The organism is Microbacterium sp. Leaf203 (genome assembly GCF_001421275.1).
GTDB lineage: Bacteria > Actinomycetota > Actinomycetes > Actinomycetales > Microbacteriaceae > Microbacterium > Microbacterium testaceum_A.
The window spans coordinates 1,286,168-1,297,979 of the sequence record NZ_LMKF01000022.1; the positions used below are offsets into that span (position 1 = coordinate 1,286,168).

The 11,812-nt window shown below is 70.3% G+C and carries 12 protein-coding genes; 5 read left to right on the forward strand and 7 right to left on the reverse strand.

Translation table 11 applies throughout. The features are described from left to right. From ASE56_RS07210 to ASE56_RS07230, 5 genes are all read left to right on the forward strand, one after another. Nucleotides 1-953: ABC transporter permease (locus tag ASE56_RS07210; RefSeq protein ID WP_235556946.1), on the forward strand; the 953-nt coding region annotated here is incomplete at its 5' end. After that, nucleotides 950-2,227: an ABC transporter permease gene (locus ASE56_RS07215; RefSeq protein WP_056226749.1), complete on the forward strand. Its 1,278-nt coding sequence runs from the start codon at nucleotides 950-952 to the stop codon at nucleotides 2,225-2,227. The genes ASE56_RS07210 and ASE56_RS07215, both read left to right, overlap by 4 nt. 36 nt (nucleotides 2,228-2,263) lie before the next feature. Continuing rightward, nucleotides 2,264-2,665, forward strand: coding sequence for a cytidine deaminase (locus ASE56_RS07220; RefSeq protein WP_013583709.1), 402 nt, complete (start codon nucleotides 2,264-2,266; stop codon nucleotides 2,663-2,665). Beyond that, nucleotides 2,662-3,951 carry a thymidine phosphorylase gene (locus ASE56_RS07225; RefSeq protein ID WP_056226751.1) on the forward strand — a complete coding sequence of 430 codons (1,290 nt, stop codon included), beginning with the start codon at nucleotides 2,662-2,664 and terminating at the stop codon, nucleotides 3,949-3,951. The genes ASE56_RS07220 and ASE56_RS07225 overlap by 4 nt, the downstream gene beginning before the upstream one ends. A gap of 23 nt (nucleotides 3,952-3,974) precedes the next feature. Continuing rightward, nucleotides 3,975-5,081, forward strand: a complete 1,107-nt coding sequence (locus ASE56_RS07230) for an adenosine deaminase (protein ID WP_056226753.1) — start codon at nucleotides 3,975-3,977, stop codon at nucleotides 5,079-5,081. Nucleotides 5,082-5,189: 108 nt separating this feature from the next. Here the strand turns inward: ASE56_RS07230 and ASE56_RS07235 are convergent, their stop codons facing one another. The 7 genes from ASE56_RS07235 to ASE56_RS07265 form a co-directional block, all read right to left on the reverse strand. Continuing rightward, nucleotides 5,190-5,972 carry an alpha/beta hydrolase gene (locus tag ASE56_RS07235; protein ID WP_056226755.1) on the reverse strand — a complete coding sequence of 261 codons (783 nt, stop codon included), beginning with the start codon at nucleotides 5,970-5,972 and terminating at the stop codon, nucleotides 5,190-5,192. Between the two features lie 21 nt (nucleotides 5,973-5,993). After that, nucleotides 5,994-7,145, reverse strand: coding sequence for a mannitol-1-phosphate 5-dehydrogenase (locus ASE56_RS07240; RefSeq protein WP_056226757.1), 1,152 nt, complete (start codon nucleotides 7,143-7,145; stop codon nucleotides 5,994-5,996). Then, entirely contained in the window at nucleotides 7,142-7,579 is a 438-nt protein-coding gene (locus ASE56_RS07245; protein WP_056226758.1) for a PTS sugar transporter subunit IIA, read from the reverse strand. The genes ASE56_RS07240 and ASE56_RS07245 overlap by 4 nt, the downstream gene beginning before the upstream one ends. Nucleotides 7,580-7,683: 104 nt before the next feature. Then, the gene (locus ASE56_RS07250) at nucleotides 7,684-9,348 is read right to left on the reverse strand and encodes a PTS mannitol transporter subunit IICB (protein WP_056226760.1); all 1,665 of its coding nucleotides are present in this window, start codon (nucleotides 9,346-9,348) and stop codon (nucleotides 7,684-7,686) included. Between the two features lie 96 nt (nucleotides 9,349-9,444). Beyond that, nucleotides 9,445-11,130: a phosphoenolpyruvate--protein phosphotransferase gene (ptsP, locus tag ASE56_RS07255; RefSeq protein WP_082450345.1), complete on the reverse strand. Its 1,686-nt coding sequence runs from the start codon at nucleotides 11,128-11,130 to the stop codon at nucleotides 9,445-9,447. 15 nt (nucleotides 11,131-11,145) lie between these two features. After that, nucleotides 11,146-11,421 carry an HPr family phosphocarrier protein gene (locus tag ASE56_RS07260; protein WP_056226762.1) on the reverse strand — a complete coding sequence of 92 codons (276 nt, stop codon included), beginning with the start codon at nucleotides 11,419-11,421 and terminating at the stop codon, nucleotides 11,146-11,148. 20 nt (nucleotides 11,422-11,441) lie between these two features. Next, complete coding sequence (locus tag ASE56_RS07265; RefSeq protein WP_056226764.1) at nucleotides 11,442-11,768, reverse strand: PTS sugar transporter subunit IIB; 327 nt, start codon at nucleotides 11,766-11,768, stop codon at nucleotides 11,442-11,444. Between the last annotated feature and the right edge of the window lie 44 nt (nucleotides 11,769-11,812).

Here is an 11,812-nt window from a genome sequence, read left to right on the forward strand (position 1 = left end):
GCCCCCTCACGAACACCCTCGGGTTCGCGGCTCCGCTGATCGCGGCCGGTCTCGGCGTCGCGCTGGCGTTCCGCGTCGGCCTGTTCAACATCGGTGGGCGCGGTCAGATCCTCATCGCGTGCGCGTTCGCCGGACTCGTCACGTTCAACCTCGACCTGCCGATGATCATCCAGCTGCCGCTGACGCTCATCGTCGGTATCGCCGGTGGTGCGCTCTGGGGCGGGATCGTGGGTCTGCTGAAGGCGCGCACCGGCGCGCACGAGGTCATCCTCACGATCATGCTCAACTACGTCGCCTACTACCTGGTGACGTGGATGGTGCGCACTCCGGGCCTGCTGCAGCGCCCGGCCGGTGACCAGCCGATCTCGTCGGCGACCCCCGCGAACGCGCAGTTCCCCGAGCTGTTCGGTCCGCAGTTCCCGCTGCTCGATCTCGGTTTCGTCTTCGTGATCGCCGCGACGGTCTTCGTCTGGTGGCTCATGGAGCGCTCGAGCCTGGGCTTCCGGCTCCGTGCGGTGGGGGAGAACCCCCACGCCGCGCGCGCCGCGGGAATCTCGGTGCCCCGCATGTACGTCTACGCGATGCTCTTCGCCGGTGGACTCGCGGGCCTCGCCGGCATGAACCAGATCCAGGGTGCGGTGACCACGGGCTTCGACGGTCTCATCGACTCCGGCATCGGCTTCGACGCCATCACCGTGGCCCTGCTCGGCCGCAGCCGTCCGTGGGGCGTGTTCGCCGCCGGCATCCTGTTCGGTGCCCTCAAGTCGGGCTCGTTCACCATGCAGGCGTCGCAGGGCATCCCGGTCGACATCGTGCTCGTCGTGCAGGCCCTCATCGTGCTCTTCATCGCGGCGCCGCCGCTGGTGCGCACGATCTTCTTCCTCCCCAAGAGCGAGGCCGAGCGCGCGGCCAAAGACCGGGCCAAGGCGGCCAAGAAGGCGGTGGCGGCATGACCGCGACGCATCTCGCGGATGACGCGATCCAGTTGACCACGGTGCGTGTGCGCCACATCAAGCTGGCGGTGAGCCTCGCGGTCGTGACCGTGCTGCTCGCCCTGCTGTTCGCCCTCGTCCCGCGAGACGGGCAGAGCACCTTCCGCCTCGGCGACCCGGCTTCCGACATCGACCTCGGCAGCGTCGCGGTTCCCACCGCGGTCACCAGCTGGAGCGTGCTCGTCCTGCTGGTCCTGCTCACCGCGTGGTCGGTCTGGGATGCCGTGGGCTACCGCCGCACCCCGCTCTGGCTGCCGATCGCCTTCGGCGCGCTGGCCGTCTTCGCGTTCCTGGTGTGGGCCGCGGCCGACGGACTGGTCCCCGTGACCGGTCTGCTCTTCGGAGCGCTCTCGCTCTCGGTCCCGCTCATCTTCGGCGCCCTGGGCGGCGTGATCGGCGAGCGCGTCGGTGTCGTGAACGTCGCGATCGAGGGGCAGTTCCTGTTCGGAGCGTTCAGCGCCGCGCTCGTGGCATCCCTCACCCGCAATCCCTTCCTCGGGCTCGTCGCGGCCATGGTCGGCGGCGTGCTCGTCGCGTTCGTCCTCGCGGCGTTCTCGATCAAGTACCTCGTCGACCAGGTGATCGTCGGTGTCGTGCTGAACGTGCTCGTCACGGGTCTGACCGGCTTCCTCTACGGTGCGCTGCTCGTCCCGAACGAAGACGTGCTGAACCGCCCCGAGCGTTTCCCCCGCATCGAGATCCCGCTGCTGGGCGACATCCCGATCATCGGACCGGTGCTGTTCAACCAGACCTTCATCGTCTACCTGATGTACGCCGTCGTCGCCGTGGTCGCGTGGGGGCTGTACCGCACGCGCTGGGGCCTGCGTCTGCGCGCGGTCGGCGAGCACCCCCAGGCCGCCGACACCGTCGGCATCAAGGTCAACTCGAGCCGCTTCTGGAACGTCTCGCTCGCGGGCGCCATCGCCGGCATCGGCGGGGCGTACTTCACCCTCGTCTCGGTCGGGCAGTTCACCAAAGAGATGACCGCCGGCCTGGGCTTCATCGCCCTCGCCGCCGTCATCTTCGGTCGCTGGGACCCGATCCGCGCGACGCTCGCGGCGCTGCTGTTCGGCTTCGCGACCAACCTGCAGAACCTGCTGACCGTGCTGCGCACCCCGATCCCCAGCGAGTTCATGCTCATGCTGCCCTACATCGTGACGATCATCGCGGTGGCGGGTTTCGCCGGCCAGATCCGGGGGCCCGCGGCCGCCGGAAAGCCCTACATCAAGGGCTGACCCCCTTCCCTTCACGAGAGGATCCACCACTCCACGATGACCGACATCGACTGGGACGAACTCCGTTCGGCCGCCACGGATGCCATGCACCGCGCTTACGCGCCCTACTCCCGATTCAAGGTGGGAGCCGCCGCGCTCGTCGCCGACGGACGGATCGTCTCGGGGTGCAACGTCGAGAACGCCTCCTACGGCGTAACGCTGTGCGCCGAGTGCGGACTGGTGTCCGACCTGCACATGAGCGGCGGCGGCCAGCTGGTGGCCTTCGTCTGCGTCGACGGTGAAGGTCGCACGCTCATGCCGTGCGGTCGCTGCCGTCAGCTGCTCTTCGAGCACGCGATCCCGGGCATGCTGCTCGAGACCGTCAGCGGCATCCGGACCATCGACGAAGTGCTCCCCGACGCCTTCGGACCCCGCGACCTCGAGGAGGCGGCACGATGAGCGCCGAGCAGTACGACGCCGTCGACATCATCCGCGCCCAGCGCGACGGGCGGGCCATCACCGAGGGCGAGATCCGCTGGCTGGTCGACGCCTACACGCGTGGGTACGTCATGGACGCGCAGATGTCGGCGTTCACCATGGCGGTCCTGCTGAACGGCCTCGGCCGCGACCAGATTCGCGTGCTCACCGACGCGATGATCGCCTCGGGCGAGCGCATGGACTTCGGCTCGCTCGGCAAGGTCACCGGCGACAAGCACTCCACCGGGGGCGTGGGCGACAAGATCACCCTCCCGCTGGCTCCGCTCGTCGCCGCGTTCGGCGTCGCCGTCCCGCAGCTCTCGGGCCGCGGTCTCGGTCACACCGGCGGAACGCTCGACAAGCTCGAGTCGATCCCCGGCTGGCGCGCCGCGCTGTCGAACGACGAGATCATGGCGCAGCTGCGCGACGTGGGCGCGGTCATCTGCGCCGCGGGCACGGGCCTGGCTCCCGCGGACAAGAAGCTGTACGCGCTGCGCGACGTCACGGGCACCGTCGAGGCGATCCCGCTGATCGCGTCGAGCATCATGTCGAAGAAGATCGCTGAGGGCACCGACTCGCTCGTGCTCGACGTGAAGTTCGGCTCCGGCGCCTTCATGCAGGACATCGACCGTGCGCGTGAGCTCGCCGAGACGATGGTGGCCCTCGGCACCGACTCGGGGGTGAACACCACGGCCCTGCTCACCGACATGAACACCCCGTTGGGACGTGCGATCGGCAACGCCAACGAGGTGCGCGAATCGGTCGAGGTGCTCGCCGGTGGCGGCCCCGCCGATGTCGTGGAGCTCACGGTCGCTCTGGCGCGCGAGATGCTCAGCCTCGCGGGGCAGCCGGACGCCGACGTCGAGGCGGCCCTGTCGGACGGCCGCGCGATGGACGTCTGGAAGCGCATGATCCGCGCGCAGGACGGAGACCCGGATGCCGCCCTCCCGACGCCGCGCGAGACGCACACGGTGGTGGCCGCGCGCTCGGGCGTCGTCACGCGCGTCGAGGCGCTGCCCTTCGGCATCGGAGCCTGGCGTCTGGGTGCGGGCCGCGCCCGTGCCGAGGACGCCGTCGTGCACGCCGCGGGTATCGACCTGCACGTGACCGTCGGTCAGACGGTCGCCGCCGGTCAGCCGTTGTTCACCCTGTCGGCCGACGATGAGTCGCGCTTCGAACGCGCCCTCGGCGCCGTCGAGGGTGCCCTCGAGATCGGTGACACCGCGCCCGTGGCGTCCCCGATCGTGCGCGAGCGCATCACCGCGTGATGGCATCCGGAAAGAGGAGCACCATGGCATCCGACGACCTCCGCATCGGCGGCCGCAAACTGCGCGATCTTCCGAAGGTCTCGCTGCACGATCACCTCGACGGCGGTCTGCGCCCGCAGACCGTCCTCGAGCTGGCCGACGAGGTCGATCTCGACCTCCCCGCGGACGACGCGAAGGGTCTCGAGGCCTGGTTCTCGGACCACATCGACGGCGGCTCTCTCGAGGACTACCTCGAGAAGTTCTCGGTCACCGTCGGCGTGATGCAGACGCGAGAGGGCCTCGTGCGCACGGCGAAGGAGTTCGTCGAGGACCTCGCCGCGGACGGCGTCGTCTACGGCGAGGTCCGCTGGGCGCCCGAGCAGCACCTCACGCGCGGGCTCAGCCTCGACGAGGTCGTGGATGCCGTGCAGGAGGGCATCGAAGCGGGAGAGGATGCCGCGGACGCGCGCGGTCGCGACATCCGCGTGGGTCAGCTGCTCACGGCGCTGCGCCACAACGACAACGCCCGCGACATCGCCGAGCTGGCGGTCTCGTGGCGCGGGCGCGGGGTGGTCGGGTTCGACCTCGCCGGGCCCGAGGACGGGTTCCTGCCGCAGCGGCACCGCGAGGCGTTCGACTACCTCGCCGAGCAGTTCTTCCCCACCACCGTGCACGCGGGGGAGGGGGCGGGACTGGCATCCATCCGCTCCGCTCTGCTCGATGGACGGGCGCTCCGCCTCGGTCACGGCGTGCGCATCGCCAACGACCTCGACGTCGTCTCGCGCGAGGGCGAGGAGGTGCAGGTCACCTTCGGCGACCTCGCCCGCTGGGTCCGCGACCGCGAGATCACGCTCGAGCTGTCGCCGACGTCGAATCTGCAGAGCGGGGCCGTCACGGCCTGGGGCGACACGATGGACGCCCACCCGTTCGACCTGCTGTACCAGCTCGACTTCTCGGTCACCGTGAACGTCGACAACCGCCTGATGAGCGCGACGACGCTCACGCGCGAGCTGGGTCTGCTCGCTCAGGCCTTCGAGTACGACCTCGACGACCTCGAGGCCTTCCAGCTGAACGCCGCCGCCGGGGCCTTCCTGCCGGTGGAGGAGCGCGAGGAACTCATCGAAATCATCTCGGAGGGTTTCCAGCGCTGACGCGCGGATTCGTTTCGGCGGCGCTCACCGGTCCGGTGGGCGCCGCCGTCGTGTGAGGGCGCGGTCGTCACCGCCCTGCCCGCGACGACCGGCCGCCGGGACCGCACGTCAGGGACGGGGGAGGAAGCCGGCGAGCTGCGCGGCGATTACGCGGTCGACCTCGGCCGGGTCCGCCGTCGGGGTGCCGTCGCCCGACTGCGGGCCGTACGCGCCGAACGAGGCGTGCGAGGCGCCGGGGATCTCCACGAACGTCGCATTCGCGGGGAGTTCGACCTTGGCATCCGCGATCTTCTGCGGTGTGGACAGGCCGTCCTCCGAACCCGACAGACTCAGAACGGGCAGACCGGATGCCGAGAGGTCGTTCGCGCAGTACGAGGCGAACAGCACGAGGGCATCGGCGTCGGATGCCAACTGGCAGGCCCGCACGCCGCCGAGCGAGTGACCGCCGACCGCCCAGGTCGACACGTCGGGCGCGAGCTCCGTGAAGGTCGACAGCGGACGCGGGTCGAAGAACGCGAGGTTCAGCCAGGGCTTCGTGATGACGACGGTGACGCCGTCGTCGACGACCGTGTCGGCGAAGGTCGCGATGTAGCCCTCGGCCTCGACCTTCGCCCCCGGGATGAACACGAGCCCCTGCCCGGTCGCGCCCGAGGTGGGGGAGAGGACGATGCCGGACCCGTCGTCGGTGATGGTGAGCCCGGGGTTCGCCTGCGCTTCAGACAGCGGCCCGGGTTCGGCGCCCATGACGCCCACCTGGCTGTAGATCAGGATGCCGCCCACCACCAGCACCACGATCGCGCCCAGGCCACCGAGGATCCAGCGCAGAAGACGACGACGCCGGCGGGGCGCTCGGGGCGCTCCGCCGGCGTCGGACGGGGTCGTGTCGGTCACCTCTCGAGGGTAACGCGGGGCTCAGGCGGGCAGTGCCGCCTTGCGGGCCGCGACGATCTCGACGATGCGCGCGTACAGCGGGTGCTCCGGATCGAGGCCGGTGACCTCCGCCGTGAACGCCTCGGCGTCGAGCTCGCGCAGCATGCGCTGCAGGTCGACGGCCTGGGCGTCCTCGGCATCCGAGAATTCGAGGGCGGCGGCCATGGCGGCGACCAGGGCGTCGACCGGCAGCCCCCGCTCCACGGCCTCGGCGGCGGGTCCGATGAAACGCTCGTGACGCGAGAGCTTGCGCAGCGGCTGACGGCCCACGCGCCACACGGTGTCGGGCAGGGCGGCGTTGCGGAAACGGCGCAGGATCGTCGCGCGGTACTCGCCCTGCACGCCGGCATCCAGCTCGTGCTTCTCGACCAGCAGCGCGCTGGTCTCCTCCAGCGCGGCCTCGACCTTCGCCGCGATCTCGGGGTTCGCCAGGGCGTCCGAGATGCGCTCGATGCCCGCCTGCGCACCGAAGTACGCGGTGGTGGCGTGCCCGGTGTTCACCGTGAAGAGCTTGCGCTCGATGTAGGGCTCGAGGTCGTCGACGAAGTGCGCCCCGGGGATGTGCGGGGGGTTGTCGCCGAAGGGCGGCCGCTCGATCGCCCACTCGTAGAACGGCTCGACGGTGACGTCGACGCCGCCGCCGGACTGGGCCGGGACGATGCGGTCGACCGCGGTGTTGGCGAAGATCGAACGGGATGCCAGGGCATCCCAGGACTCACCGGCGAGCTCGACCACGTGCTCGCGCAGCTGGTCGGTGGCCCCGATCGCGTTCTCGCACGCCATGATCTGCAGCGGCGGGAGCGACGGGTCGCGAAGCGCGAGACCCGCGACGATGTGCGGGGCGACGAACTTCAGGATCGTCGGGCCGACGGCGGTGGTCACCACGTCGGCGGTGGCGATCTCGTCGACGAGCGCCTCGGCATCCACCGAACTGTCGATCGCGCGGAAGCCGGTCACCTCCTTGTCGACGCCGCCCTCGCCCACCTCGTGGACGGTGTACGACGACGCGGAGTTGATCGCCTCGACGAGGGCCGCCGAGACGTCGGAGAAGACGAGGTCGTACCCGCCCTCGTGCAGGAGCAGACCGACGAAGCCCCGGCCGATGTTGCCGGCGCCGAAGTGGACGGCCTTCATGCGTTGACGGAGCCCGAGAGGGCCTGGAAGAGCTCCTCGGGGGAGGAGGCGGCCTTCAAGCGCGCGACGTCGTCCTCCTCGGAGAACAGGATCGCGATCTGCGACAGGATCTCGAGGTGCTCGTCACCCTTGCCGGCGATGCCGATGACGAAGGTGACGGGCTCCCCGCCCCAGTCGACGCCGCCGTCGTACCGCACAACGGACAGGCCGGACTCGAGGATCGCCTGCTTGGTCTCGTTCGTGCCGTGCGGGATCGCGAGCTCGTTGCCCATGTACGTCGACACGGTCTCTTCGCGCTGCTGCATGGCGGCGAAATAGTCGGCGGTGACGGCGCCGGTGGCCTGGAGCAGGTCGGCGGCCTCCTTCATCGCCTCCTCGCGGGTGGCGCTGCCGGGGTGGATGCGGACGGATTCGCTACGGAGGACGTTCGACATGGTTCTCGCCTTTCTCGTCGTGCTGTCCAGCCTCGCAAACCGCGAGCCGGACGGGAAGACGCCAGGGGCCGGGCTGACGCACCGACCCCTGGCGTGCTAGGGGATTACTTGGCTTCGTGCTGAGCGCGCACCATCTCCACGACCTCGTCGTACTTCGGCGAGTTCATGAAGTTGTCGACCGACACGTGGAGCGAGTCAGGCGACTGCGCCTTCGCGCGGTCGGTGAGCTGGTTCTGCGTGATGACCAGGTCGGCCGAGCCGTCGAGGTTCGCGATCGCCTGGTTGGTGACCGTGACGCCGTCGATGCCGGCCTTCTTGATCTTGTTGCGCAGGACGCTGGCGCCCATGGCAGACGAGCCCATGCCGGCGTCGCAGGCGAACACGATGTTGTTCAGCTGCTTGGTCGCCACGGCACCGGCGGCGCCGCCGAGGGCGGCGTCGACGTCGCGGTCGGCCGCCTCGGTTGTCCCCGAGCCGGTCGTTCCGGCGGCACGGGTGCGGAGGGCACCGAGGGCGGAGGACTCCTTGCCCTTGTTGGCCGCGGTCTGGTCGATCGCGGCGGCGAAGCTGTCGCCCTCGGCCTCCTGGTCGCGCTTGCGCGAGGCGCGGAGGATGACGCCGGCCACCAGGAAGGTCACCGCGGCGGCCACGACGACCGACAGGTAGACCACGAGGAGGTTGGCGGGACCGGCGCCGATGGCGGCGACGGTGACGGCGATGATGCTGCCGGGTGCGGCCGGGAAGGCCAGTCCGCCCTGGAAGATCATGTTGGTCGCGACACCCGAGGCGCCACCGGCGATCAGCGCGAGGATCGTCATGGGCTTCGCGAGGGCGTACGGGAAGTAGATCTCGTGGATGCCACCGAGGAACTGGATGATGATCGCGCCGGGGGCCGAGGCCTTGGCCGCACCGACACCGAAGAAGGTGAAGGCGAGCAGCAGACCCAGGCCGGGGCCGGGGTTCGCCTCGATGAGGAACAGGATCGACTTGCCCGACTCAGCCGCCTGTTCGATGCCGAGCGGGGTGAAGACGCCGTGGTTGATGGCGTTGTTGAGGAACAGCACCTTGGCCGGCTCGACGATGATCGACAGCACCGGCAGCAGGTTGAACTGCACGAGGAACGCGACGATGCTGCCGAGGACCGCGCTGATGCCGAGGAACACGGGACCGAAGGCGAAGAAGCCGATGATCGCGAGGATCATGCCCAGGATGCCGGCGGAGAAGTTGTTCACGAGCATCTCGAAGCCGGGGCGGATCTTGCCGTCCCACAGCTTGTCCATCTGCTTGGTGACCCAGGCCGCGAGCGGGCCCATGATCATCGCGCCGAGGAACATCGGGATGTTGGTGCCGACGATGACGCCCATCACGGCGATGGTCGCCACGACGCCACCGCGGGCGCCGTAGACGATGCGTCCACCGGTGTTGGCGATGAGCAGCGGCAGCAGGTAGGTGATCATGACGCTGACCAGGCCGACGTAGCCCTGGTAGGTGCTGCCGTCTTCGTTGGCCGTGAGCGCGGTCATCGCGCCGGGCCAGTTGATGGTCGCGGCGTTTCCGCCTCCGCCGAGGATCTCGGCGACGGGGGCCCAGTGCCAGCCGAAGGGGCTGTTGGCACCGAAGAATCCGGCGGGGATGAAGAGCATGGTGATGAAGCCCCATGCGATGAATGCCGCGATGTTCGGCATGATCATGCCGGAGAGGAACGTGCCGAATCGCTGGACTGCGATCCGTGCCCCTCCCGGCTTCTTGGTGGGTGACGTCGTCGTCATTGCTGTGTCTCCTTGACTGACTGCACGGCCGGGGCCGTATGGGGGGTGCGGCTGATGCCGCGGTGTCGACGGGGCGGCCGGAACCGCCCCGGGGTTTTACGGGGTGTGGACGAGGGTGGAGGCGGCCTGCGCTGCCTCGCGGGCGGAGGCCGCGTCATCCGCGGCCAGGGCGGCCTCGGCGATGCGGCGGGCATCGTCGAGAGTGTGGGTGAGCAGGGTCGCGCGCACGTCGGCGAGGGCCGTGGGGGCCATCGACAGCGTGGTGGCGCCGAGCCCGACGAGCACGACGGCGAGCATCGGGTCGGCCGCGGCCTCGCCGCAGATGCCGACGGGCTTGCCGTGCGTGCGGCCCGCGGCGCCGACCTCGCGGATGAGGCGGAGGACGGCCGGATGCCACGGGTCCTGGAACGACGCGACCGAGCCGAGCAGGCGGTCGGCGGCGAGCGTGTACTGCGTCAGGTCGTTCGTGCCGATCGAGGCGAAGTCGGCGATCTCGAGGATGCGGTCGGCCAGGAGGGCCGACGAGGGGACCTCGACCATGACGCCGGTGGTCTTCAGGCCGTAGTCCTTCGCCAGCGCGGTGAAGTACCGGGTCTCCTCCACGGTCGAGACCATGGGCGCCATGACCCACAGGTCGGCGGGGCCGGCCTCGGACGCCCGGGTCGCGGCATCCGCTTCGGCGAGAGCCGTCAGCTGCTCGCGCAGGATGTCCTCGCTGGCACGGAGGGCGCGCAGGCCCCGCAGACCCAGCGCGGGGTTCTCCTCGTGCGCGTCGTTGAGGAACGGCAGAGGCTTGTCGGCGCCGGCGTCGAGCACGCGCACGACGACCTTCTTGCCGGGGAAGGCGCTGAGCAGCTCGGTGTACGCCGCGCGCTGCTCCTCGACGGTGGGGGCCGAGCTGGAGCTGAGGAAGAGGAACTCGGTGCGGAACAGGCCCACGCCCTCGGCGCCGAGCTCGACGGCCTCGGCGGCTCCGCCGGGCTTGCCGAGGTTGGCCAGCAGCGGAACCTTCGTGCCGTCGGCGAGGGCGCCGTCGGTGATGGGGGCGGATGCCGCGGCTGCGCGCGCCTCGGCACGGTTGGCGGCTCGCGCCCTCTCGTCGTCGCTCGGGTCGACGGTCACGACGCCGGCGGCGGCATCGACGATGACCGACTGCCCGTCGACGAGGTCCTTCGCTCCGGCCGCGCCCACGACGGCGACGATCGACTTCTCGCGCGCGAGGATCGCGGTGTGCGAGGTCGGGCCGCCCTCGGTGGTGACCAGCGCCAGCACCTTGTCGAGGTCGAGCAGGGCGGTGTCGGCGGGGGCGAGGTCCTTCGCGACCAGCACGAAGGGGTGACCGGGGTCGGGGATGCCGGGGGCCGCGACGCCGCGCAGGCGCGCGATCACGCGCTGGGCGACGTCGTCGAGGTCGGCGGCGCGCTCGCCGAGGTAGCCGCCGAGGGCCACGAGCTGCTCGCGGAACGAGGCGAAGGCGTCGTGCACGGCGAACTCGCCGGTCTTGCCGGCGGCCAGGCGCGCGTCAACCTCGGCTTCGAGGGTGGGGTCTTCGGCGATCATCGCCTGCGCCTCGAGCACGTCGCGGGCGGCGCCGCCGGCCTGGGCGCCGCGGGCTTCGAGCTCGCGGGCGACGGCACCGATGGCCTCGCGCACGCGCGCCGTCTCGTCGTCGACGCTCAGCTCGCTCTTGGCGTCCTTCGGGGCGGGCAGGGGCTCGGCCATGCGCGCGATGGGTCCCTGGGCCACGCCCAGTCCGATTCCGACTCCACGGAGTTCCGTCATGGTGCTGTGTTTCCTTTACTCGGCGTCGTGGTCGGTGGTGAGGAGCTCCGCGAGGCGCTCCAGCGTCGCTTCGGCGTTGTCGCCGTCGGCGGTGAGGGTCACATAGTCGCCCTGCTCGAGTCCCAGCGCGATGATCCCGAGGATGCTCGCGGCGTTGATCGGCTTCCCCGCGTCCTTGGCGAGGGTCACCGGGATGCCGGAGTCCTTCGCCGCCTGCGCGAAGAGCTTCGCGGGGCGCGCGTGCAGGCCGTGCGACGATCCGATGCGGACGGTGCGTGTCAGGTGGGGCATGGGTGTCCTCTCCGTCGAGTTCAGATCGTGTCCGCGGGCTGGGCGGAACGCAAGGCGTCCTCGACCAGGGCGAGGGTTCGGGTGCCGCTCTGGTCGGCGAAGACGTCGTCGGGCAGCAGGACGACGGTCACGCCGCGCGGGGCGGCCTCGAGGCGGATGCGCTCGAGTTCGGGGGCGAGGTGCGGGCCGACCAGCACGAGATCGGCGGCGTCGAGGTCGATCGGGAGGGACCGCGAGGTTCCCGCCGAGGCGGAGTAGTCCAGGCCCTTCTCGTGCGCAGCACGACGGACGCGTTGCGCGACGAACGTGCTCGACGCACCCGCTCCACACACCACGAGGATCCTCATCGACCGGCCTTTCTTCCTCTCGATTGTCCGCACCTGTCTCACAG